24 protein-coding genes are annotated in these 22,149 nt (G+C 33.1%); 9 read left to right on the top strand and 15 right to left on the bottom strand.

The window, feature by feature from the left end; genetic code table 11:
* Positions 1-76: 76 nt before the first annotated feature.
* Entirely contained in the window at positions 77-2,494 is a 2,418-nt protein-coding gene (locus KI430_RS06160) for a DUF5916 domain-containing protein (protein ID WP_248877382.1), read from the top strand.
* Positions 2,495-2,671: 177 nt separating this feature from the next.
* On the opposite strand, the gene KI430_RS06155 is transcribed toward KI430_RS06160, so the two are convergent.
* From KI430_RS06155 to KI430_RS06115, 9 genes are all read right to left on the bottom strand, one after another.
* Complete coding sequence (locus KI430_RS06155; protein ID WP_248877381.1) at positions 2,672-2,953, bottom strand: GNAT family N-acetyltransferase; 282 nt, start codon at positions 2,951-2,953, stop codon at positions 2,672-2,674.
* Between the two features lie 2 nt (positions 2,954-2,955).
* Complete coding sequence (locus KI430_RS06150; RefSeq protein ID WP_248877380.1) at positions 2,956-3,354, bottom strand: OsmC family protein; 399 nt, start codon at positions 3,352-3,354, stop codon at positions 2,956-2,958.
* A gap of 3 nt (positions 3,355-3,357) precedes the next feature.
* Positions 3,358-3,570 carry a (4Fe-4S)-binding protein gene (locus KI430_RS06145; protein WP_248877379.1) on the bottom strand — a complete coding sequence of 71 codons (213 nt, stop codon included), beginning with the start codon at positions 3,568-3,570 and terminating at the stop codon, positions 3,358-3,360.
* Entirely contained in the window at positions 3,570-4,097 is a 528-nt protein-coding gene (locus KI430_RS06140; protein WP_248877378.1) for an NADPH-dependent FMN reductase, read from the bottom strand. Before KI430_RS06140 ends, KI430_RS06145 begins: the two co-directional genes overlap by 1 nt.
* 168 nt (positions 4,098-4,265) lie before the next feature.
* Positions 4,266-4,724: a hypothetical protein gene (locus tag KI430_RS06135; RefSeq protein WP_248877377.1), complete on the bottom strand. Its 459-nt coding sequence runs from the start codon at positions 4,722-4,724 to the stop codon at positions 4,266-4,268.
* 400 nt (positions 4,725-5,124) lie between these two features.
* A complete protein-coding gene (locus tag KI430_RS06130) occupies positions 5,125-5,763 on the bottom strand; it encodes a response regulator transcription factor (RefSeq protein WP_248877376.1) in 639 nt (212 codons plus the stop codon).
* Complete coding sequence (locus KI430_RS06125) at positions 5,763-7,490, bottom strand: ATP-binding protein (RefSeq protein WP_248877375.1); 1,728 nt, start codon at positions 7,488-7,490, stop codon at positions 5,763-5,765. Before KI430_RS06125 ends, KI430_RS06130 begins: the two co-directional genes overlap by 1 nt.
* Before the next feature lie 210 nt (positions 7,491-7,700).
* Entirely contained in the window at positions 7,701-8,711 is a 1,011-nt protein-coding gene (gene pheS, locus KI430_RS06120) for a phenylalanine--tRNA ligase subunit alpha (protein ID WP_248877374.1), read from the bottom strand.
* 130 nt (positions 8,712-8,841) lie between these two features.
* Positions 8,842-9,501, bottom strand: a complete 660-nt coding sequence (locus KI430_RS06115; protein ID WP_248877373.1) for a YceI family protein — start codon at positions 9,499-9,501, stop codon at positions 8,842-8,844.
* A gap of 84 nt (positions 9,502-9,585) precedes the next feature.
* On the opposite strand from KI430_RS06115, the gene KI430_RS06110 reads away from it, so the two are divergent.
* Both KI430_RS06110 and KI430_RS06105 read left to right on the top strand, forming a co-directional pair.
* Positions 9,586-10,518 carry a sulfate/molybdate ABC transporter ATP-binding protein gene (locus KI430_RS06110; protein ID WP_248877372.1) on the top strand — a complete coding sequence of 311 codons (933 nt, stop codon included), beginning with the start codon at positions 9,586-9,588 and terminating at the stop codon, positions 10,516-10,518.
* 233 nt (positions 10,519-10,751) lie between these two features.
* Entirely contained in the window at positions 10,752-11,402 is a 651-nt protein-coding gene (locus KI430_RS06105) for a hypothetical protein (protein WP_248877371.1), read from the top strand.
* A 96-nt stretch (positions 11,403-11,498) separates the two neighbouring features.
* On the opposite strand, the gene KI430_RS06100 is transcribed toward KI430_RS06105, so the two are convergent.
* Complete coding sequence (locus KI430_RS06100) at positions 11,499-11,831, bottom strand: zinc ribbon domain-containing protein YjdM (RefSeq protein WP_248877370.1); 333 nt, start codon at positions 11,829-11,831, stop codon at positions 11,499-11,501.
* A 226-nt stretch (positions 11,832-12,057) separates the two neighbouring features.
* Here KI430_RS06100 and gcvT point away from each other — a divergent pair, with 226 nt between their 5' ends.
* Together gcvT and KI430_RS06090 are read left to right on the top strand one after the other, a co-directional pair.
* Positions 12,058-13,137 carry a glycine cleavage system aminomethyltransferase GcvT gene (gene gcvT / locus KI430_RS06095; protein ID WP_248877369.1) on the top strand — a complete coding sequence of 360 codons (1,080 nt, stop codon included), beginning with the start codon at positions 12,058-12,060 and terminating at the stop codon, positions 13,135-13,137.
* 87 nt (positions 13,138-13,224) lie between these two features.
* A complete protein-coding gene (locus tag KI430_RS06090; RefSeq protein WP_248877368.1) occupies positions 13,225-13,683 on the top strand; it encodes a PepSY-like domain-containing protein in 459 nt (152 codons plus the stop codon).
* Positions 13,684-13,740: 57 nt separating this feature from the next.
* Here KI430_RS06090 and KI430_RS06085 read toward each other — a convergent pair whose 3' ends face one another.
* Both KI430_RS06085 and KI430_RS06080 read right to left on the bottom strand, forming a co-directional pair.
* Complete coding sequence (locus KI430_RS06085) at positions 13,741-14,253, bottom strand: glutathione peroxidase (protein WP_410744674.1); 513 nt, start codon at positions 14,251-14,253, stop codon at positions 13,741-13,743.
* 182 nt (positions 14,254-14,435) lie between these two features.
* Positions 14,436-15,230, bottom strand: coding sequence for a helix-turn-helix transcriptional regulator (locus KI430_RS06080; RefSeq protein ID WP_248877366.1), 795 nt, complete (start codon positions 15,228-15,230; stop codon positions 14,436-14,438).
* Positions 15,231-15,377: 147 nt separating this feature from the next.
* Between KI430_RS06080 and KI430_RS06075 the strand changes: the two genes are divergently transcribed.
* From KI430_RS06075 to KI430_RS06060, 4 genes are all read left to right on the top strand, one after another.
* Positions 15,378-16,751 (top strand): T9SS type A sorting domain-containing protein, encoded by a 1,374-nt coding sequence (locus tag KI430_RS06075; RefSeq protein WP_248877365.1) that lies wholly within the window; start codon positions 15,378-15,380, stop codon positions 16,749-16,751.
* Between the two features lie 94 nt (positions 16,752-16,845).
* On the top strand, positions 16,846-17,718 hold the full coding sequence (locus tag KI430_RS06070) for a sugar phosphate isomerase/epimerase family protein (protein WP_248877364.1): 873 nt from the start codon (positions 16,846-16,848) through the stop codon (positions 17,716-17,718).
* A 156-nt stretch (positions 17,719-17,874) separates the two neighbouring features.
* Entirely contained in the window at positions 17,875-18,663 is a 789-nt protein-coding gene (locus KI430_RS06065) for an FkbM family methyltransferase (RefSeq protein WP_248877363.1), read from the top strand.
* Positions 18,664-18,701: 38 nt separating this feature from the next.
* Positions 18,702-20,180 (top strand): lipopolysaccharide biosynthesis protein, encoded by a 1,479-nt coding sequence (locus KI430_RS06060; protein WP_248877362.1) that lies wholly within the window; start codon positions 18,702-18,704, stop codon positions 20,178-20,180.
* Between the two features lie 6 nt (positions 20,181-20,186).
* On the opposite strand, the gene KI430_RS06055 is transcribed toward KI430_RS06060, so the two are convergent.
* The 3 genes from KI430_RS06055 to KI430_RS06045 all read right to left on the bottom strand — a co-directional run bounded on the left by KI430_RS06055 (position 20,187) and on the right by KI430_RS06045 (position 22,137).
* Positions 20,187-20,807, bottom strand: coding sequence for a hypothetical protein (locus KI430_RS06055; RefSeq protein WP_248877361.1), 621 nt, complete (start codon positions 20,805-20,807; stop codon positions 20,187-20,189).
* 91 nt (positions 20,808-20,898) lie between these two features.
* Positions 20,899-21,432, bottom strand: coding sequence for a hypothetical protein (locus KI430_RS06050; protein ID WP_248877360.1), 534 nt, complete (start codon positions 21,430-21,432; stop codon positions 20,899-20,901).
* A 39-nt stretch (positions 21,433-21,471) separates the two neighbouring features.
* The gene (locus tag KI430_RS06045; RefSeq protein WP_248877359.1) at positions 21,472-22,137 is read right to left on the bottom strand and encodes a toxin-antitoxin system YwqK family antitoxin; all 666 of its coding nucleotides are present in this window, start codon (positions 22,135-22,137) and stop codon (positions 21,472-21,474) included.
* Between the last annotated feature and the right edge of the window lie 12 nt (positions 22,138-22,149).

The following is a 22,149-nucleotide window of genomic DNA, read 5'->3' as shown; positions in this document are numbered from 1 at the left end:
CGTTTGGCTGATTTTTTTTGTTTTGATGTAACAGAAATATTTTTGTTGTTGTCTTATCATCAAGTAAGATAAAACTATGAAAACTAAATTTTGCATTCTTATATTAACGTTCTTTTTTTGGCAAATCTCAGCACAGAAAACGATTGCTTCGGATAGTATTTCGAGAAAGAAACTACAGGCCATAAAGAAAGATCAAAACATAAAAATTGATGGGATTTTAGATGATGAGATTTGGAGAAATGTTCCCATAGCAACCAATTTTGTAGAAAGACAGCCAAATAACGGAAAGCCTCAGGCAGATAGTTTGAAAACTGAGGTCAAATTTCTTTATGACGATACAGGATTATACATCGCTGCTCAAATGTATGACCCACAACCTTCAAAAATTTTAAAAGAATTAACCGAAAGAGATAATATTGCGAACGATGATTTTTTTGGAATAATCATCAATGGTTATAATGACCATCAGCAGAGTTTGGAATTCATTGTGACTGCAGCAGGCGTTCAGGTTGATGGAAAATTAACCACAGAAAATGAAGATATGTCGTGGAATGCTGTCTGGTATAGTGCTGTGAAAATCAATGATAAGGGTTGGGCTGTAGAAATGAAGATTCCGTTTTTTGAATTGCGTTTTCCTAAAAAAGATTTGCAGGAATTTGGTCTTAATATGATTCGGAAAATCAAGAGAACCAACACGATGTATGATTGGAACCACGTCGACAATCAAAAAGGGAACTATACTTTGTACGACGGTGTTCTCAACGGCGTTGCGGAAGTAAAAACGCCAACCAGATTGTCTTTCACACCTTATTTTTCAACCTACGTCAATAGTTACGACGGTAAAACAGAAATGAATGTCAATGGCGGAATGGACCTGAAATACGGGATCAACGACGCTTTTACATTCGATATGACTTTGATTCCGGATTTTGGGCAAGCTAATTTTGATAATTCGATTTTGAATTTGACACCTTTCGAACAACAATTCGCGGAACAACGATCATTTTTTATGGAAGGAACGGAGCTGTTCAGTAAAGGTGATTTGTTTTATTCCAGAAGAGTTGGTGGAAGTCCGTCGAGATATCCAATCATTGATGAAGAAAAAGAAACCATAACCGAATATCCCGCAAAAGTAAAATTATTCAATGCTTTCAAAATCTCCGGAAGAACCAAAAAAGGTTTGGGTATTGGGATTTTCAATGGTGTGACGGAGAAAATGGAAGCTACAATTCGGGATAACGAAACTGGCGCAACCAGAAAAGAAGTGGTAGAGCCTTGGACCAATTATAATGTTTTGGTTTTTGACCAGAGATTTGGAGATAACTCATCTGTGACTTTGGTCAACACAAGTACGCTGAGAATGGGGGATTTTCGGGATGCTAATTCTACAGGACTTTTGTGGAATATTGCCAACAAAAAGAATACTTACAATTACTATGGAAACATGAAAGGAAGTTGGGTCATGGATGATGGAACTAAATTCGGAAACAGAGGGACTGTGGGAATTGGAAAATTCTCGGGCAAAAATCGTTTCGAAATTAATGCCAATTACGTCAACAAAGATTGGGACATCAACGACCTTGGTTTTTCGACCAAAACGAATTACGGAAATCATAATGTCTGGTACGGTTACAGAATTCTTCAGCCAACCGAAAAACTGAATAATATGTACTTGAATTTTAATCTTAATTATTACCACAGATTAGAACCGTTTCTGAATCAGAAATTGATATTCAATCATAATAACTCTTTTACAAACAAGAAATTTCAGAGTTTTGGAGGCGGAATCGAGTTCACACCTTATGGCGAAAAAGACATTTACGAACCGAGAACATTTGGTAGATATCTGAATGTTCCCGGCTATTTTGACAGCTGGCTTTGGTTTGAGAGTGACAGCCGAAAAAAGCTGCAATATAACATCACAGTTGACTATTATGCTTACGACCAAAAGGGAAGAAACTATGTTGTTCCATCGTTGTACTTGCGTTACAGAGCTTCCGATAAAATGAAAATAATTTGGCAATTCAATCCGGTTTTCAGTAATAATGAGGTTGGATATTCGGGGAAAGATTCAGGCAATATTTATATGGGAAGAAGGCAGAGAAATACTTATGAGAATGCGATTACAGGACAATATACATTCAATGAGAAAATGACTTTGGCTCTGGCTTTCAGGCATTATTTTGCGGATGTTACTTACAAGCAATTCTATACACTTGAAAATGATGGAAATTTGAATTCCAACACAGCTTACAACCCAAACTTGAACGGAACTTACAACTCCTGGAATGTCGATTTGCGTTATTCTTGGTGGTTTGCGCCGGGAAGTCAGTTGACTTTACTTTACAGAAATGCGACAAGTAATTATCTGGAAACATCAAGAATGAAATTCAAAAATAACTTTGATGAATTGTTTAACGTTCCGATGATTAACAATTTCTCGCTTAGAATTTCTTATTTCTTAGATTATAACAGGATGAAAAATTGGTTTTAAAATGATAATTATTTGGGCAACTTAATCCGTCTTCCGCTCCCAATCTTTTCACTTCACTACGTTGCGTAAAAAGGATTTCCGCTCAAGTCGGGTCGCGAGCAATTCAAAACAAAACTCCATTTCAATTCTGAAATGGAGTTTTTATATCGTTCATAATTTATAATTCATCATTAATATTTAAAGAACGTCTCTGATTTCCTCATTCTTCTGGAAAGTCGCTTTTGCAAAAGGACACAGCGGAATGATTTTCAGATTGTTTTCTCTGGCAAATTCTACAGCTTTGTAAACCATTGCTTTTCCAACGCCTTTTCCATTGTAAGCGGGTTCAACTTCTGTATGGTCGATGATGATTTTATCATTTCCAGCCCAAGAATAAGTCATTAATCCAGCTTTTTGTCCATCAAATGTTGCAGCGAATTCGCCTTTTGTTTCCCAGTTATGTTGTGTTACTTCTAGCATTTTTATTTGATTTTAGTTAAGATTTCTATATCATTTGTTAGTATTTTATGGATAGGACAGGCATCTGCAATTTTGAATAATTTGTCTTTAATATCTTCACTGATTTCAGTATTTCCAAAATCTATAATTCTGCAAAACTGAGCTGTCTTGGTTTGAGGATAATTCTCTAAATCCACTTCTACATTTATCATTGGGATTTCCCAGCCTTTTCTGTCGATGTACATTCTCAGTGTTGCTGCAGTACAGCTTGCGAGCGAAGTTGCCAAGATTTCGAACGGATTGAAACCTTTGTTTCCTCCGCCTTTATCAACAGGTTCATCTGTGATGAGCGTGTTTTCTCCGGCAATTACTTCTGTGTAATATTTTTCTGTTCCCAGACTTGCTTTTACTTTTACGCCCATTTTTTAAGAATTTAATTTATAGCTCAAAGCGCCGGAAGGACAATTTGAAATTTGATTCTTTAATTCTTCGGTGGTTGCATTTTCTGGTTTTATCCAAGGTCTGTCTTTTGGATTATAAACTTTTGGTAGCATTTTTACACAAACTGCCGCGTGGATGCAGATTTTTGGTTTCCAAAGAATTGTGATTTCTCCGGTATTATATTCGTGAGTATCCATTAGATTTGATTTTTAAAATTTTCGATTTTAGAATTAAGTTCACTCAAAAGTTGAGGTTCGATAACCCCATTGTCTGCATCAAAATTTTCATAAAACTTAGGCAGAGAAAAAGTTTCCTTGATATCTGCACCAAAAGCCGGAAAGAATTTATGAGCTTCAGCCATTACATTTCCACCACCATAACCGCCTGGCGAAGTGGTCATCAGAAACATTGGTTTATCCTGAAAAACTTTCACATTGATTCTGGACGCCCAATCAAAAATATTCTTGAAAGCTGCACTATATGAACGATTGTTTTCTGCCAATGAACAAATAATGACATCAGCTTCTTCTATGTTTTTAAGAAATCTGTGTGCTTCTTCAGGAAATCCATTTTTCTCTAAATCAACGGAAAAGACAGGCATCAGATAATCATTAAGGTCAATCAGATTAATGTCTTCATTAGGAAAACTTTTCAGAACAAATTTTACCAACTGTTTGTTGATGGAAGTGGAAGAGTTGCTTCCTGCAAATGCAAATATTTTCATAGTTTGAGATTTTTATAAAGTTAATCATTATTTGATTTCAAAATTAGACAAAGCAAAAACTCTGTAAATTGATGTAGGATATGTTCGTAAACTTGAGATAATCTCAACAATAAAAATCCTGCAAAACTTAATTCGCAGGATTCTTGGGTTAAATAATTAACTATATGTTTATAATTCAGTTTCGGTTTTCACGTAGGATATAAGATCCGACATTTTATTGAATTTTGAAGCTTCGCTCTTAGGTAATGTTCCTAATCTGTAGTAGAAGCTTTTCATTCCTCTTTTTGTATTGATATTAATTGTCATAATATAATTCATAATTCCTCTTTCTATCTTGTAAAACATCACCTTTTGCAGAGGAACTTCCAGAACCGGATGATGATTAGCAGAAAGCGGATGTCTGTATTTTACAGATAAAATATGTTCAGAAACTTCCAATGAGAAAGTTTTCAGTAGCGTTATTCTCCAAATGGAAAACATAAATACAATCAAAAAAATGCCGTATAAAGTTGCCTTATCTAATATTAAAAACTTTGTGGCAAACACCAAAAATAATATATCCAATATCAGAAGAAGGAAAAACCCATACATTGCGATTGCAATCTCTTTGCGGTTATTTACTTTCATCGTTTTATTTTTGTTTAGATAGATTGATTTTAAAAGTGTCCGTTTATAGAGACTGACATCTATAAGACGAACACTTGATTTCATTATTTGTGTGATAGAATCTTGAAAATTGCATTTTCATCATTTGCATTTTTTAGTATTTCCAGCAGAGCCGAAGCTCTGCAAAAAAATACCAAATTTCATTATTGTGTGTGTTTTTAGAATCAAGTCTCCAACTTTAATCAGTTATTAATAGAATTACTATTTTTAGTGATTATAATTATTGACTTTTTATTGATACAAAAATATCAGTAAAGCGATATTCTAAGCAAGAAAACACAATAGATGTATGTCGATGAGCTTGTAGATATTTATCTACAAATCAAAAGATGAAAAAATGACTTTTTTAATAAAGAAAGAATTATTGATGATTATTTTTAATCAATTCGGATAATTCTACGATGTTTTGGATATTCAGCTTTTCAAAGATTCGTTTTTTGATAGTGCTGATGGTATTTTGTTTAACGTCCAGCTTATTTGCAATCTCCAAATTGCCCAAGCCTTTTGCATACATTTCTGCGATTTCCATTTCTCTTTCTGTAAGGCGGTTCAATGGATTTGCAATAGTTGGATTTTGTAGGGAATTCATTAACAAAGCTTGCGTGACAGGCGAGATGTATTGCCCGTAAATTTGCATCTTCATAATAGCTTGCTTTATTTCTTCTTCATCACTCAGTTTGCTAAGAAAGCCGTTAGCGCCAGCATTGATGAATTTCAATGCGTGCATTTCTTCATCTATACCCGTAAAGATTAGAATTTTAATTTCAGGTCTGGTCTTTTTGATTTGCGGAATAATCGTCAGGCTGTTTCCATCAGGAAAATGAGCGTCTATAATAGCAATGTTAATAGGATTAGCTTCTAAAGTTTCCAATACTTTAGATAATGTTGAAGCCTGGAGAATCTCACAATCTAAACCGATTTCTTCCAAAAGAAACACAATGCCTTGCCTGATAAGGCTATGGTCGTCTGCAAGTAAGAAAGTGGTTTTGTGTTCTAACATTATTTATTGATATTTAAATTAACGGAAAAGCTCACGGTTGTACCTTTTCCAAGTTTACTGGCTACAGAAATGTCTCCGGAATATAATCCTACAAGTTCTTTACATAAACTCAATCCCAAACCGGCGCCCAGATTTTCTACATCTTCAGACAAAACCCCTTGATAGTAAGGTTCGAAGATTTTCTCAAGATCCGATTCCGAGATTCCAGCGCCTGTATCTGTTATTTTGGTTACGAGCGAAACTGTATTTTCATCAACGTATTCGGTTTTTGTATCAACACTAATTTGTCCGTTTTCCGTGAATTTGTTAGCATTTCCAAGAATATTCATGAAAATCTGATTGATCTTTGTATTGTCAGAATAAACGACAAGATTTGGATCAATATTTTTATCGATTACAAACTGATTATTTCTCGTTTGGATATAAGGTTCAATCGAATTAAGAATAGAATCAATCTCATTATTAAGATTGAAAACTACCGGAATCAATTTATTTTCTACTTGTTGATTTTTGGTGTACTCCAGAATCTGATTCGCCTGCATCAACAGAGTATTATTGGTGAAACTTATCGATTTCAGATATTCTTTGATGCTTTCGTCTGTTGTTTTTTTATTGATTCTGTTGATGAAAATGCCAATAATTTTCAGAGGAGATCTCAATTCGTGGCTTAGCATGCCTAAGATTCTATTCTTGAAATTAAGGTTTTCTTTAATCTGAATATTGGCAGCTTTTAAGCGTTTCTCATAAATGAACGCAATTCTTGTCAGGAACATAATCAATATAGAGACAATAAACATCAAAATCATTGCTCCTAAAACTAAATAGTTTCTGATTTTGTTTTTCTCAGAATTCAGATTTTCATATTCTTTTTGCAACTCAAATTTAGAATCTTTGATGGCTACTTCATAAATGTTCATCAAATCGTTGCTGTAAATCAAAAGCGTATTGAAAATCTTGTAAAACTTACTGCTGTGGTTTTTGTTATTGGTAACATTAACCTGGATTTTCTGAACTTCTTTGGAATAATGATTGTTGATGGTGTTTACAATGCTGTCCATCTCTGTTTTGATTTTTTCAGCATTTGTTATATCTCCATTTTTTACAGTGATTACAGTACTTTCTTTTCTAACATTATCTTTTCCGGCAATTGCATCACCTAAACGCCCAAACAGACCTTTCTTTTTTACGGAGTCAGAAATGGTTTTGGTTTCAATATCAAATTTAGCATAATCGTAATGAAGATCATACTTTTTCATCTTTGGAAGATCCTCCCGAATTTTGAAACTTGATTTTGTAGAAAACTGATAAGAAGAATCTGCGAGTAATTTTAATTTTTTAAATTCCGATGAATCCTTTTTCTGAGGAAGCAAAATGTTTTCCAGCTTCGGATTCTTGTAATTATTGATGCTGTCCAGATTTTTCGTCAATCTATTTACAGATTCGAAATAAGATTCCAGATATTGTTTATCATCGGTAATCAGATATTTTTGAAAATAATCCTGAGAATTCAGAAGTTCTTTTTTAGAATCGTTGGTCAGGTTTTCTAAAGAATTGATTTCTTTTAATTGGTTTTCTATAAAAGTCAGATTTTTTCTGCTTTTGAACTCGTTATAAAAGAAACCTGCTAATATTATTTGAATTAATAGGATACAGAAAATAAGAAAATAGTGAACAATTTTTCTTAATCTGAAGTTTTGTTTATTGGTGTTTTTTTCTTTCGGTTCCATTTTGTGTTTTTTACTAGTTTTTGTTTTCAGTCATTGTTATTGACATAATATACAAAAATAAAAAATCTCACAATAATATGCCTTTATGAAACTATTTTTCATAAATATAAAATTGTACAGCTGTTTTTATTAGTTTTCTATATAAAGTTAATAAAAAATCCTGCAAAATTAGCTTTTACAGGATTAATTTTTATAGATTTTGTGCGCTATTTACAAAGTTTTGAACTGTTCCAGCATTCTGATATCGTTTTCAAAGAACATTCGGATGTCGCTCATTTGATAAAGAAGCATTACAATTCTCTCGATTCCCATCCCAAAAGCATATCCGGAGAATTTATCAGGATCGATATTAACGTTTTTAAGAACCGCAGGATCTACCATTCCGCAACCCATAATTTCTAACCAACCTGTTCCTTTTGTGATTCTGTAGTCGGTTTCGGAATTCAAACCCCAATAAACGTCTACTTCTGCACTAGGCTCTGTAAAAGGGAAGTAAGAAGGTCTCATTCTGATTTTCGATTTTCCGAAAAGTTCAGTTGTGAAGAACTGAATCGTTTGTTTCAAATCTGCAAAACTTACATTTTCATCAATATACAAACCTTCTATCTGGTGGAAAATACAATGCGAACGGGAAGAAACCGCCTCATTACGGAAAACCCTACCTGGAGACAAAATTCTCATTGGTGGTTCATTGTTTTCCATATGTCGGATTTGTACAGAAGATGTGTGCGTTCTCAACAAAACATCAGGATTTTGTTCGATAAAAAACGTATCCTGCATATCTCTCGCCGGGTGATATTCCGGAAGGTTAAGTGCCGTAAAGTTATGCCAGTCATCCTCAATCTCTGGTCCGTCTGCAACAGCAAAACCGATAGATTTGAAGATATCAATGACTTTATTTTTAACTAAATTGATTGGATGACGAGAACCTAATTCCAGAGGAAAAGCTGGTCTTGTAAGATCTTCTTTTTCAAGGATGATTTTGCTTTCGGAAGATGTTTTCAGCTCCTCAAGCTTTTCATTCACGGTATTTCTTAAGATATTGATTTTTTGTCCAAAATCTTTCTTTTGCTCATTAGGAATTTGTTTCAATGCGTCGTAGAAATCATTCATGATTCCTTTTTTTCCATTGAATTTTAAGCGGAACTGTTCTATCTCATCCTTTGCAGAAGACTGGAAGTTTTGTACTTCTAACAATAGGTCATCAATTTTCTCTAGCATTATTCTTTATAAAAAATAGATTGCAAAAATACGATTTTTAAACCAAAAATTCCATAAAAAAATCTGCCTTTTCTAAAAGCAGATTTCAATTTTTAATCTTGAGTCTCAAGTCTTGTCTCTTGAACCTTTATTATTTCTTTTCAATAGCTTTCACTTTCATCTGAACATTGATTTCGTTTTTAATCAAACCTTCAGCGGCAGGCATTTGAAATTTGATTCCAAATTCATCCCGGTTGATGTCTTTTGGTTCTGTTGCAATGCTCAATTCGCCATCTTTAACTTTTACATTGGCATTGAAGCTTGCAGGCTTTGTAATTCCTTTTATAGTAAGATTTCCATCAAGAATCGTATTGTAATCGCTTCCTGCAATATTTTCTGTAACCTTTGTGATTTCATAAGAAGCCGTTGGGAATTTTGCCGTGTCAAAAAAATCCGCACTTTTCAAATGTCCAAGAAGTTTTCCGTTAGATTCAGAATCTTTCAAATCCTCATTGGTCAGAGAGTTCATATCAAGTACAAATTGTCCACTTTCCAGCTTATTATCTTTCACGGTTACTTCTCCGCTTTCAAACTTCAAAGCGCCGATATGGCTTGTGTTATCAGACTTTATTACTTTAAAACCTTTCCATTCTGCTTTGCTGTTAAGCGTGTCTACAACATAAACCTGTCCGTCTGTGGTGGTCAAAACCTCATTGCTTTCGCTGGTTACAGGCTTGTCTTTACCACAAGAAATGATAAAAACCGAAGCGGAAATCAATAAAAATGCGGCTATTAAAGTTGTCTTTTTCATTTTAAATCTTTTAAATTATACTTATTTTTGTGTTTTTGCTAAAATAATAAAATTATCACGACTTCAAACTACTAATTTTACAAAATGCTTTTAGAAGTTAAAAACCTATATTTCAATTATCAGACCGATAAACCTTTATTCCAAAACTTAAATCTCAATGTAGACGAAGGTCAAATTATTGCGCTGGCAGGTGAAAGTGGCTGTGGAAAATCAACTTTGCTGAGTTTGATTTATGGTTTGATAGATTGGCAGGATGGACAAATTATTTTCGATGGAGAAAAACTCTTTGGTCCAAAAGCAAATCTTGTTCCCGGCGAATCTCAGATGAAATTTGTTGCGCAGAATTACGATTTGATGCCTTATGCAACGGTTGCTGATAATGTGGGGAAATTCATTTCTAATATCAATCTGAAGTTGAAAAAAGAAAAGATTGAAGAATTGTTGGATGTTGTCGGTTTGACAGATTATGCTAAAGTTTTGCCTAAAAATCTGAGTGGTGGACAACAACAACGTGCAGCAATTGCCAGAGCTTTGGCGATTCTTCCAAAGATGCTTTTGCTGGATGAGCCTTTTAGTAACCTCGATTTTTCCAGAAAATTTGAATTGCGTGATAAATTATTCAATTATGTCAAGCAAAATAATCTAAGTCTTTTGATTTCGACGCACAATCTGGAAGAAGTTTTGCCTTGGGCAGATAAAATTGTGGTTCTGCAACAAGGTCGATTGATTCAAAATGATTCGCCGAAAGAAACTTACCAAAATCCTTACAACGATTATGTTGCGAAGCTTTTAGGTGAAGTCAATATTTTTACTGATGAAGAAAAAACTCAATTCAATCTTTCTAAGAAACATTACTTCCCACATCAAATAAAAGTTTCTGAAAATGGAGTAGAGGCAACAGTTTTAGAGAGTCTTTTTGCCGGTTCACATTACCGAAATAAGCTTAGAATTAATGATAAATCAATTGTTGTTTATTCTAAAAACTTACTTTCAGGAAACGTCTTTTTAGAATTTTAAATTCCGTAATCTGAAAAATGTTGATAAAATATGGATAACTTATACATTTTCAGTTTGTTGAATAAATAAAAAATTATAATTTTGACAAACGAAAATACATCAGGAAATTTTTGGTTAATTCTCTTTCTGCCTTAGGGACTGGAAATTAGTTTCGTTTCTGCGAACAATCAAAGTCTTTGAAAGTTTACCCTGCCAAATCTTTCCTTTTTTGTTTTTAAAAAAAATCTCGATTTATGAAAAATATATTTCTATTATTTTCCATATTTATTAATCTCAATTTTTTACTGGCACAAAAAGATATTTCATATCAAATTGTTAAAAACGATAATTTAGAATTGATTTCTCGAAAAGCAATTCTTTACAAAGATGATTCTATTAGAGTCCTGCCAAAAAAATATTTTGAAAGCAAATACTTAAATAAAAAAGATAATCAAATTGTAATAATCATTAATTCTGTTATTGATATAGATAAGATAGAAGATTGGAAATATGGTACAAATCTTTTTAAAATTGAAAATGTAGATATTCAAAGTAATAAAATCTCAAAACATAAAAAAAGAGAATCTGTGTCGTTTTATGACAAAAACGGAAATTTATTTATTTTTTACACGTCAAGTCCTAATTTACCAATGAAAATTAATATTGATTTTCTAAAATCTAATTTGGATGGAAGTCTTTTTAATCATAGTTCCGATCAAATATTTATTTACGTAATTCAGGAAATAAAAAGAATAAATAAAAATGAATATATTTTAAAAATATTTCAAAGTCCTAATGGATATAGTGTTGAAAAGGTAATCAGACAAAGTGAAAATTCAAATTATATTATGTATTTAAATCCTTCGTCAGAAGATATTGTCATTCAAAAAATAGAAAAAATATAATATTTCTTCTAATCTTTTAAAATGAAAGTCGCAAAGATTAAAGCATTATCCTTTACGACTTTATATTTTTTCGATAAATGGTTTTTATTCTAATAATTATACCTTCTTCACAAACTCAGACTTCAAAGCCATAGAGCCGAAGCCGTCAATTTTGCAATCGATATTATGGTCAGAATCTGGACGAAGACGGATGTTTTTAACTTTTGTTCCTGCTTTTACTGGTTTTGGAGCGCCTTTTACAGGCAAATCTTTAATCACAATTACAGAGTCTCCGTTTTGTAATTCTTTCCCAAGAGAATCGAAAATCTTTCCTTCCGTTGAAACTTCTGCAGGATCCCATTCGTGGAAACATTGAGAACAGACTTGTAGATTGTCCTGTTCGTAAGTGAATTGGGATTGGCATTTCGGGCAAAGAATGGTGTCGCTCATAATTGATTTAAAGTTTAATGTTCAAGGTTTAAAGTTGAATTGCAAAGATAACTAAATTGCTGAAGGACTTCAACCAATATTTATCAGTTAATTTTAAAGTCTAATATCTAGCATCTATTATCTAAAATCTTCTTTATATTTGTGCGCAACTAAAATAAATCGTTAAAATAAAAATGAAACGCTTCTGCGTTCCATCTAACCATTAAAAAAAATAAATCAATAGTAGATGAAAAAAACCGCTTTATACGATAAACACGTTTCTCTAGGCGCGAAAATCGTTCCATTTGCAGGCTTCGAAATGCCAGTTCAATATTCAGGAGTTACAGAAGAACATTTTGCTGTCCGCGAAAAAGCGGGAATTTTTGATGTGTCTCATATGGGACAGTTTTTTATCGAAGGTTCTTCTGCAAAAGACTTGTTGCAATTTGTAACTTCTAATAATGTTGACGCACTTGAGAATGGAAAAGCGCAATATTCTTGCCTTCCGAATGAAAATGGCGGAATTGTGGATGATCTGATTGTTTACAAAATAGAAGATGAAAAATATTTTGTAGTCGTAAACGCTTCCAATATTGATAAAGACTGGAATCATATTGCAAAATACAATGAAAAATTCGGAGCAAAAATGACGAATGCTTCCGATGAGATGTCATTAATTGCTATCCAAGGTCCGAAAGCAACTGAAATTCTTCAAAAACTGACTGACACAGATTTGTCTTCAATTCCATATTATCATTTCACCATAGGTTCTGTGGCTGGTTTTTCTGATGTGATTATTTCCAACACGGGTTATACAGGAAGTGGCGGTTTTGAGATTTATTTTGATAATAAATATGCAGAACAGCTTTGGGATGCGTTGACGGAAGCTGGGAAAGAATTTGGAATGATTCCTTGCGGATTGGCTTCCAGAGATACTTTAAGATTGGAAAAAGGTTTCTGCCTTTACGGAAATGATATTGATGATACAACGTCTCCACTAGAAGCTGGGTTGGGCTGGATTACAAAATTCGATAAAGATTTTGTGAACAAAGCATTCTTGGAAAATCAAAAAGCCGATGGTGTTTCCAGAAAATTAGTAGGTTTTGAGATGCAGGAGAAAGCAATTCCCAGACACGATTATGAAGTGGTTGATGCGGAAGGAAATATCATTGGAAAAGTGACTTCCGGAACAATGTCGCCAATGAAAAAAATTGGATTAGGTTTAGCTTATGTTGATAAACCAAACTTTAAACTAGGTTCGGAGATTTTTATCAGAATAAGAAATAAAGATATTCCTGCGAAAGTGGTTAAATTGCCTTTTGTATAAAATTTGATTTAATATTAATTTACAAGCGGCTATTTTGGTCGCTTTTTTGTTTCTAAGATTTTGTTAAATTCAAAAAGATAATTTGTTATGAAATTAAATAAACTAAGTCTAATATTGTTGTTTTCAGGAGCGTTATTATATCACGCAGCTAAAGTTAATTCTGAAGTTTTAAATCCAACTAAAATTGCTGTCTCTTATCAGCAAATGCCTATAAGTATTAAGAATTTTCTTGCCAAGCATTATCCCAAAGCAACTGTGATAAAGTATGAATCGAAAACAACTTTGGTTGGCAAAAAGTACGAAGTTAAACTGAACAATGGTGTAGAAATCGATTTTGATAAAAATGGAAACTGGGAAGAAATCAGTGATAAGCAAGGTATTCCAAACGTTTTGATTCCTGCGAAAATCAAATCTTATCTCAATCAGCATTACAAAGGTGTAGCTGTAGAAAGTATTGATAAAGATGGAAATAAAATCAAAGTTGATTTACTCAACGACATCGATTTGGAATTCGATAAAAATGGAAATTTTTTAAGAGTTGACTAGTAAAATAAAAAAGCGTTCAAAATCTGAACGCTTTTTTATTTGTGTAGAGTGCTAAATCTATTTCAAATATTTCGTAATACTTTCACTCATTGGATTGGTTGTACTTACAAAACTATCAATGATGTTACCTTTTTCATCCAAAAGAATCTTGGTGAAGTTCCAAAGGATTTTGGTGTTTTTTACGCCATTTTCCTTTTTGTCTGTTAAGAATTTATAAATCGGAGCAATATCATCTCCTTTTACAGAAATCTTCGCCGCCATTGGAAATTGAACACCATAATTTCTTTGGCAGAAAGTTGCAATCTCGTGGTTGGCCCCAGGTTCTTGTCCTCCAAAATTATTGGCTGGAAAACCTACGACAACCAATTTGTCTTTGTACTGCTCATAAAGCTTTTCCAAATCTGCATACTGAGGCGTAAATCCGCATTCGGAAGCGGTGTTGACAACCAATATTTTTTTGCCTTTGAATTTAGAAAAATCAATGGTTGAGCCATCTAAAGCTTCTACTTTAAAACTGTGAATTGATTTTGCCTGTGCCTTATTTTTTGAAAATCCGAATAGTGATAGCATAATAATAAGTAAATATTTCATAAAGATAATTTAAAATTCAAATTTAAAACAAGTTTGGGAATTAATGGTTAATTATCAATTATCAATTATCAATTATCAATTATCAATTATCAATTATCAATTATCAATTATCAATTATCAATTATCAATTATCAATTATCAATTATCAATTATCAATTATTTCAGATAAGTCCCCATTCCAGAGCTTTCTTTATGAGTTCTGATATTTTTGTACAATCTGTTTTTTGAAAAATATTTCTGCGGTGTGTAGTTACAGTATGGTAAGAAAGATCCAGAATATCAGAAATTTGCTTGGCCGAATTACCCAAAGCTAATAAGGAGAGTATCTCAATTTCCCTTTTTGTAAGCGAATTGTCGGGCAATTGTTTTTGTTCTGTTTTCTCATAATGCATTTGATGAAAATCGTCTCTGTTGCCAACTCCTGCGACTAAAACAATATGAGAATTGGTTGTGGTAATATGTTGGATATTGGTATGGATATTAACAGCTTGTAGTAATTTTCCATCTTCGTCTTTGGCTATATGTAGAGATTGATGATGAAACATTTCATAGTTACCTTTCCAAGTTCTCATCCGGAAACAATAACTACACTTGAGATTTTGTTGATGCTCCCATCCAATTTCATTCATTTTTTCGAGAGTCATTCGTTCGGCTTCCATCACAAAATCTAGATCGTCGGGATGAATTAAATCAATAATTTCTTTTAGATACTTCGGGAGTTTTTTCAATCCGTGAATTTTCAAAATATGACCGTTTGTAAACATTAACGTACTTTCCGGAACATTGATGCTGTAATAATAGAACTCTCCAATAGAAAATAATTCGCCAATTATTTGCTCAATGGTTGGTGGAGTAGTAATACTCTTGGCAGTATTACTCAGAGATTGGGGATAAGCGTTCCAGACTTTCAGCAGTGGATGTGCTTTTTTCGAACTTATTGAGTAATTCTTATCCATAGTTGTGATTTGTTATAAAATTAACAAAAATTATTAATCAAAATACCTTTTTTGAGGTATTTACTTGTATTTGTTTTGAAGTATACATTTGCTGATAACAATAACAATGAAAAATTCTCATTACAGAACAATTTAAAAATCAATGATATGAAAACAAAATTTACTTTACTTGTATTAGTTGGATTGTTTACAATGTTTGGAGCACAATCCACTGCGCCAGGATTACTATGGCAAAAAACAATATCGCCAGTTAATAACAGCACTTTGATGTATTCCGGAGGAAGTGTTCAGCTCTCAGACGGCAGTTATGTTTTTACTGGAAGTAGTAATACGTTTATTCCTCAGGTTAATAAAGTTAATAGCAGTGGAGATCTGTTATGGCAAAAAACATTGCCGGACTTGTTTAATAACATTCCTTTTTTATTGAGTAAGGATAGTAATGACAATTTATACTTCATTACGGAAAATGCTGGAAATGGTAACCCATCTTTTGTGAAGTTGGATATAAACGGTAATGTAATCTGGACAAAAACCATTACAGTTAATAATCAAGAAACATTTGTAGTTGATATGGATATATTGGCAGATGGCAGCATCGTCCTGAGTGGTGATTTTGAAGATGACACATCTTTCAGTTATTTCTTTGGTAAATATGATACAAATGGTAATCAGCTGTGGATTAAAACAAGAACTTATACGCAGTATCCCGGATCTGTGATTTTTGATACAGTTCCTTTGGCTGATGGCGGTTTTGCTTTGGTAGGTGAAACGGCTTACTATGACGAAGAAACTGATATCGAAAACGAATACGGATGGATAGCAAAATACAATGATTCCCGTGACCTGGTTTGGGAGAACACATACATATCAGAAGGCGAAAGCATCTATGAAAAAGGATTAATCAATAATGCTGGCGAACTTTTGGTAGCTGGCGTTAACCACGAATCGGCAACAAAAACTCTTCTGACTAAAAAGAGCAGTTCAGGCAATACAATTTGGACCAATAATTATTTTGGAGATAATTATTATGATATCGCACTAATTTCAGGAACCGATAACGGCTATCTTCTTTCTTTTTCAGAATTTAACACTAACAATTCAATCATCAAAAAAATAACAGAAACAGGAGTTACCGCTTGGGAAAACAATTACAAAGATTTGGTTGGAGAAAACAACAGATTCAGCACCTTTATAAAAACCAATGATAATAATCTTTTTGCGATGTCTTTGAAAGATAATAACTATGCATTGTACAAATTTGGAGGAACACTTGCCGTTCAAGATTTGAACAAATCAACAATTGGTGTTTATCCAAATCCTGTAAAAAATATGTTGCAAATCAATTCTAAAGAAAATATATCAGGTTTTGAAATTTATTCTCAAGACGGTAAAAAAGTTCTATCAAGACAAAATGAAAATATTTCAAAAGTTGATTTTTCTAATCTTCCGAACGGAAATTATATCCTAAAACTTAAAACCAAATTAAACGAAGAATCATTTAAAATTATCAAGTCAAACTAACTACTCCTAATTTTTCTCTCTCAAGGCCTGCCATTTCTCGGCAGGTTTTATTTTAATGGAATTTACATACCTTTAAACCATCGAAAAATCAAAAATGAACAGAAAAGATTTTATAAGCTTGTCCGGATTGGGATTTTTGGGTTTATATGCTTGTGGAACTTCAAACCTTATGAATAATAGAAAACCTTTAGCCATCCAGCTTTATACGATTCGGGATGCTGTTGCTGAGAATCTGGAAAAATCTTTGGAACGTTTAGCACAATTGGGCTTTAAGCAAGTCGAAATCTACGGTTATGACGGAAAATTCTATGGAAAAACGAGATCGGAATTCCTATCGATTCTGAAGAATATAGGATTAGAAGTGATAAGTTCTCACCATACAACCGGAATTATTCACAACAGTAAAGGCACACTTCTAAATGACTGGGAAAAATCCGTTGAAGATTTACACTTCATAGGTTCAAAATATATGGTTTGCTCATATCTTTTTGAGGAAGAAAGAACTCTAGAACACTATAAAAAACTTCCGGAATTACTCAATAAATCTGGAGAAGTAACCAATAAAGCAGGAATTGATTTTGCTTATCACAACCACGATTTTGAATTTGAAAAACTCGAAGATAAAACGGTTTATGATTTCATTTTAGAAAATACAGATTTTGATTTGGTGAAAATGGAACTGGATCTCTATTGGATTTCAAAAGCTGGTTTGAATCCTTTAGATTATTTCGAAAAATACCCGAAAAGATTTCCTTTGTGGCACGTGAAAGATATGAAAGCCGGAACCAAAGATTTTGCTGAAATTGGAAATGGAGCCATTGATTTTAAATCCATTTTCGAAGCCAAAGAAAAAGCAGGTCTCAAATATTGGTTTTTAGAACAAGATTCCAGCGACAAAGATATTTTTGAAAGCATAAAGATTAGTAAAAATTATATTGATAATCATTCTTATTTCAAGACAAAATAGCTGAGCTGAGCGTCTTTGCGAATCTTAAAAACATATTCAAAAAAACCTGCGCATTTTGCGTTTAGATCCTTCAAAAAATCATTCTCTTAACAAAGTTTTATGATTTGTAAAATAAATGCCTTTTCTTTGCCGTTGTTTTCTTTATGACCAAAATCGATGAGTGTTTACAGTCAGCTTGCTGAGAATCTACAGTACATTTCGCCGTCTTATTACAAAAGCAGATTTTTCAAGAAGCTGAAAGGTTTGACTGCACAAAATCTTTTGGAAAGAAAAGTAGAGCCAGAGTTTCTTTGGATTAAAGACGTTTTGAGAAAAGATTCAGTTTTTATGGATGTTGGAGCCAATGTAGGCGCTTATCTTTTCACTTTGGAAAATCATCTTAGGCCGGAAAATATTTTCGCTTTTGAGCCTAATCAAAAATTGTTCAAAAGATTAGGGCGATTATTTCCAAAAGTCAATCTATTTTCTGTGGCTTTGTCTGATATTTCTACCATAGCTGAATTCAAAATTCCTGTGATTAATGGCGAAAAAATCCATACGAGAGGAACTTTACAAACTTCTATCAAAGAAAAAAATGAAGAAAAAACAATTCTTCAGAAAGTGGAAGTAAAGCCTTTGGATGAACTCAATCTCAATCTCAAAAAACTCGATTTTATTAAAATTGATGTGGAAGGGAATGAGATGCAGACTTTGAGAGGAGCCACAAAAACAATCGAGAAATATAAGCCAATTCTGATGGTTGAGATGGAGCAACGTCATCACCAGGAAAATCTTTGGACTTTGATTTCCGAGATTGCGGATTGGGGCTATTCCGTAAATTATTTGGATAGAGAAAAATTACAACCAAAAATTCTAACAAAAGAATTCCTGAATCAACAAAATCCGGATAATGTTAAGAATTATAAAGATTACATCAACAATATAATTTTTCTTCCAAAGGCTTAGAAGCCTTAACCCAAAACTTAGAACTTTAAATAAAAACTATGAGTGTCGTAGCAAGACAAGGTGTAAAATATTCGATAATTGGTTATCTCGGTTTTTTACTGGGAACATTTTCGGCTATTTTCATTTTTCCGTACGATATGGAGTTTTATGGAAAGCTCCGTTATATCTTGCCGACAGCCGAAATCATCGTTCCGATTATTGTTTTTGGATTGAGTTTTTCCAACGTCAAATTCTTTGCAAAAGTGAATGCAGACGGGAAACATCACAATATGTTAAGCCTTTCTTTGTTGGCTGTTGTCATTAATTTTTTAATTGTTGTAGGTGGATTTTTCCTCATTGCTTATCTGTTTCCAGACTTCAAAAAATTGGAGGTTTGGAAAATGAAAAATCTGATTTTGCCACTGGCTTTGGTTCTGGCTTTATCGTCTGTTTTTAATAAATTTTTGACCAATTATAAAAGAGTAGTAGTTCCCAATATCTTTGAAAACTTTGTTCCAAAACTGGCCAATCTTGGTGCGTTTTGTCTGTTTTTCTTTATGGGATTTGCGGAAAAATCGGCTTACGGATTTTTCTTTATGATGTTCGTGATTTCGCTGTTTGGCTACGGACTTTATACAAATCGATTGGAAAAAGTGAGGTTCGATTTTGACTTAGGCTATTTCAAACAAGACAATCTTTATCGTGAAATTTTAACTTATAGTTTCTTCGGATTTTTAGGGAATATCGGAAATTACATCGCTATCAAAATTGACAGTTATATGATTGGCGAATTCATCAGTTTTGAGGAAAACGGGATTTACAATAATATTTATTCTATTATTTCCCTGATTGTCGTTCCGCAGATGGGATTGTTCAACCTGTCAGCACCGATTATTAATAAGGTTTTGGCGAATGGAGATTACGATGAACTGGACAGATTTCACAAAAAAACATCGCTCAGTTTGTTTTTCCTCGGTTTGGTTTTGTTCTGTTGCATTGCGGTAGGATTCCCATATCTAGCAGACTTTATGAAGAATGGTGAAGATTTGCGTTCTTCTGAGCCGATTGTTTGGGTTCTCGGATTTGCGATGTTGTTTGATCTGGCAACGGGATTCAACGGCCATATTATTTCCCTATCAAGATATTATAAATTCAATATTGTGGTGATGCTGATTTTGGCTGTTTTAACCATCACAACCAATATGCTTTTCCTGAAACACACAGACTTGGGAATATTAGGAATTGCGATTGCCTATGCGATTTCTCTGTCGTTATTTAATATTATCAAAATCGTTTTCAATTATATCAAATTTAAAGTTTTTCCTTTGGGGATTGAGATGATTTATGCAATGATTTTAGGCTGTATTTCCATCAACGTCGCCATTTTTATGCCGGATTTAAAGCTGAATATTCTCAATCTTTTCTACAAGCCGGCAGTCGTTTTGATATTGCTTTTTATTGGAAATCATTTCCTTAAAATCTATCCGTTGGATAAATATCTCAACAAAGCTTTCATCAAGAGTATTTTCAAATTTTAATCAAGATTAATGATATCTCGGAGAAATCAAAATCTCTTGCTGTTTATCTGTTTTAGTAGAAATTATAGTCTGTTTGAGGCAAGTTCCGTTCTCGTCTTTTTCTATACAACTGATTGATAATTCGTCAATGTTTTTGTTGTCTTTTCCAGTAATCACAATCTTGGAAAGCTCGTTGTTGGAATAATGGAATTGCCTCGTATTAAACGTCTCAAAGTTATCTGCGATTTTATCAATACTGCCATTTTTGTTGTAATGATAGATGCTTTCGTTTTGTTTATATCGCTTCTTGGTATAACAGCTGATGCGTTCACGTTGATTGGGTTTCCAGCGGGTTTTGCAATAGTAAGAATCTTTGTTGGGATAGCGTTCTACTGTAAACCACAATTTCTTTTCCGTTTCCTGCAAAAGATTTCCGTTGGAATCAAATGTTTTCGAATATTTGATTCGACCATTTTTGGTAAATGTCATTTCCTTTTTATGAAGAAGCTTTCTCTGATGGTTTGAAGTGTCATAAACTTCTTGAGTCGCTGATTTTATGCCTTCGGGAAGAAGATGAGCTTTGGTGTACTTTTTTGTAGCACAGGCTTGTAAAAACAAAATAAATAATATAACATACAGAACTCTCATAACCGTAATTTGAAAGTGTGGAGCAAAATTCTTTCCAATTTTTAAGAATTTAAAGTGTTGAAAACAGATAGGCCGTTAACAATTTCAAGCATTATTCTTTGCTTACATAAGTTTTATCCAACTCGTACTGGTCAGTTTTCTTATCAAATTTGAAAGTGGTAACCTGAACTTTTGAAGGATTATAAGGTTCCAGTTCTTCGGACGATTGGATGGTCCACAAACCGTCTTTTTCTGTAATGAATTCCGGATTTTTCAAGTAATCCATAAACGCCAATTTATAGTAATTATCAGATTGATTTAGAAACAATCCGTACATACAACCACCAGTTCCGCAAGCACCGAGAAAAACCAAAATATCCTGTTTTCCATCCGCATTGAAATCACCGTGTTTATAAGGTTCTAATTTTGCCTCATCATCAGGAAATTCAAAATCGGAATTTTTAGGCGGAATGATTTTGACAAAATTTTCACTTATTTTTTCGTGAAGAATGAACAGTTCATTGTCATCGCTTTTAGATTGTTCAATTTCTGCAATTTTAGGATGATTAGTAACTGTTTTGGCTTTCTCTGGTTTGCTTTGACAAGCGATTAAACATAAGAAAATAATTCTTGTGATATTTTTCATTTTAATTGTGTTTTTTGGATTAAATTCTGAATGTAAACTTTAATAATCCACTGTTTTTATTAGTTTCCCGTCTTTATCAAACATTTCAGATTTAATTAGTTTTCCGCTTTTATCGTGTGTTTTCCATTCTCCGATTTGATGATCGTTTGCGAAATTTCCCGATCCCCATAGTTGTCCATTGTTATAGTAAGTTTTCGCTTCACCAGTCTGTTCGCCATTTTCAAAATATGCGATGCTGGACAATTTTCCGTTTTCGTGGTAAGCCTTCCATTCTCCGATTTTATTTCCATTAGTATAGTTTCCTATGTTAAACAATTCGCCATTTTCGTGGTAGAATTTCCATTCACCTGTTAAATTTCCATTTTTGTAGTATTCCACTTGCATTAATTTATCATTGTTGTAATATTTTTTCCATTCTCCACTTTGCTTTCCATTTTCAAAATTACCGGTCATGTATGGCTTTCCGTCTTTAAAGAAATAGAGCCATTTTCCAGTTTCTTTTCCATTTTCGAATTGTCCGGTAACATAAACCTGACCATTTTCGTAGTAATATTTGAAAATTCCAACATTTTCTCCTTTCTTATTTTTATATCCTTGTTCTTTGAGTTTCCCATTTTCAAAGAACTTTTTGTATTCTTTCTCCTTATTTTGTGAGAAAGCAATCAAATTTGATAATAACAGAATAACGAATAATAGTTTTTTCATTTTGTTTTTTTA

This window comes from Epilithonimonas zeae, from assembly GCF_023278365.1.
Taxonomy (GTDB): domain Bacteria; phylum Bacteroidota; class Bacteroidia; order Flavobacteriales; family Weeksellaceae; genus Epilithonimonas; species Epilithonimonas zeae_A.
This window is presented reverse-complemented; position numbering and strand designations above follow the sequence as displayed.

What these genes read in the sequence shown, in the direction of transcription:
- KI430_RS06160 (WP_248877382.1), top strand. Translation starts at nt 77, where the DNA reads ATGAAAACTAAATTTTGCATTCTTATATTAACGTTCTTTTTTTGGCAA.
- KI430_RS06155 (WP_248877381.1), bottom strand. Translation starts at nt 2,953, where the DNA reads ATGCTAGAAGTAACACAACATAACTGGGAAACAAAAGGCGAATTCGCT.
- KI430_RS06150 (WP_248877380.1), bottom strand. Translation starts at nt 3,354, where the DNA reads ATGGGCGTAAAAGTAAAAGCAAGTCTGGGAACAGAAAAATATTACACA.
- KI430_RS06145 (WP_248877379.1), bottom strand. Translation starts at nt 3,570, where the DNA reads ATGGATACTCACGAATATAATACCGGAGAAATCACAATTCTTTGGAAA.
- KI430_RS06140 (WP_248877378.1), bottom strand. Translation starts at nt 4,097, where the DNA reads ATGAAAATATTTGCATTTGCAGGAAGCAACTCTTCCACTTCCATCAAC.
- KI430_RS06135 (WP_248877377.1), bottom strand. Translation starts at nt 4,724, where the DNA reads ATGAAAGTAAATAACCGCAAAGAGATTGCAATCGCAATGTATGGGTTT.
- KI430_RS06130 (WP_248877376.1), bottom strand. Translation starts at nt 5,763, where the DNA reads ATGTTAGAACACAAAACCACTTTCTTACTTGCAGACGACCATAGCCTT.
- KI430_RS06125 (WP_248877375.1), bottom strand. Translation starts at nt 7,490, where the DNA reads ATGGAACCGAAAGAAAAAAACACCAATAAACAAAACTTCAGATTAAGA.
- pheS (WP_248877374.1), bottom strand. Translation starts at nt 8,711, where the DNA reads ATGCTAGAGAAAATTGATGACCTATTGTTAGAAGTACAAAACTTCCAG.
- KI430_RS06115 (WP_248877373.1), bottom strand. Translation starts at nt 9,501, where the DNA reads ATGAAAAAGACAACTTTAATAGCCGCATTTTTATTGATTTCCGCTTCG.
- KI430_RS06110 (WP_248877372.1), top strand. Translation starts at nt 9,586, where the DNA reads ATGCTTTTAGAAGTTAAAAACCTATATTTCAATTATCAGACCGATAAA.
- KI430_RS06105 (WP_248877371.1), top strand. Translation starts at nt 10,752, where the DNA reads ATGAAAAATATATTTCTATTATTTTCCATATTTATTAATCTCAATTTT.
- KI430_RS06100 (WP_248877370.1), bottom strand. Translation starts at nt 11,831, where the DNA reads ATGAGCGACACCATTCTTTGCCCGAAATGCCAATCCCAATTCACTTAC.
- gcvT (WP_248877369.1), top strand. Translation starts at nt 12,058, where the DNA reads ATGAAAAAAACCGCTTTATACGATAAACACGTTTCTCTAGGCGCGAAA.
- KI430_RS06090 (WP_248877368.1), top strand. Translation starts at nt 13,225, where the DNA reads ATGAAATTAAATAAACTAAGTCTAATATTGTTGTTTTCAGGAGCGTTA.
- KI430_RS06085 (WP_410744674.1), bottom strand. Translation starts at nt 14,253, where the DNA reads ATGCTATCACTATTCGGATTTTCAAAAAATAAGGCACAGGCAAAATCA.
- KI430_RS06080 (WP_248877366.1), bottom strand. Translation starts at nt 15,230, where the DNA reads ATGGATAAGAATTACTCAATAAGTTCGAAAAAAGCACATCCACTGCTG.
- KI430_RS06075 (WP_248877365.1), top strand. Translation starts at nt 15,378, where the DNA reads ATGAAAACAAAATTTACTTTACTTGTATTAGTTGGATTGTTTACAATG.
- KI430_RS06070 (WP_248877364.1), top strand. Translation starts at nt 16,846, where the DNA reads ATGAACAGAAAAGATTTTATAAGCTTGTCCGGATTGGGATTTTTGGGT.
- KI430_RS06065 (WP_248877363.1), top strand. Translation starts at nt 17,875, where the DNA reads ATGAGTGTTTACAGTCAGCTTGCTGAGAATCTACAGTACATTTCGCCG.
- KI430_RS06060 (WP_248877362.1), top strand. Translation starts at nt 18,702, where the DNA reads ATGAGTGTCGTAGCAAGACAAGGTGTAAAATATTCGATAATTGGTTAT.
- KI430_RS06055 (WP_248877361.1), bottom strand. Translation starts at nt 20,807, where the DNA reads ATGAGAGTTCTGTATGTTATATTATTTATTTTGTTTTTACAAGCCTGT.
- KI430_RS06050 (WP_248877360.1), bottom strand. Translation starts at nt 21,432, where the DNA reads ATGAAAAATATCACAAGAATTATTTTCTTATGTTTAATCGCTTGTCAA.
- KI430_RS06045 (WP_248877359.1), bottom strand. Translation starts at nt 22,137, where the DNA reads ATGAAAAAACTATTATTCGTTATTCTGTTATTATCAAATTTGATTGCT.